The 214-nt window shown below is 65.4% G+C and carries 1 pseudogene; it reads left to right on the top strand.

Annotated features, from left to right (window positions below):
- Nucleotides 1-214: pseudogene (locus E2C06_RS37215) on the top strand (hypothetical protein); the annotation flags it as partial.

The following is a 214-nucleotide window of genomic DNA, read 5'->3' as shown; positions in this document are numbered from 1 at the left end:
TGCCGGCCTGGGGCTATCAGCACACGACAGTCTGCCACGCTCGGGGCGAGTACGCGCGCGACGAGGATGGCGACAGCTTCCGCGAGATCCACGTCAACACCATGGAGGGGACGTGGTCTCTACTGCGCTCCTGGCTCCGCCCGCACCGGGGCATCTCACAAGAGAAGCTGCCGCTGTATCTCGGCTTCTTCGAGTTCGTGCACAACGCTCGGCG

The organism is Dankookia rubra (assembly GCF_004355005.1).
GTDB lineage: Bacteria > Pseudomonadota > Alphaproteobacteria > Acetobacterales > Acetobacteraceae > Paracraurococcus > Paracraurococcus ruber_A.
This window is presented reverse-complemented; position numbering and strand designations above follow the sequence as displayed.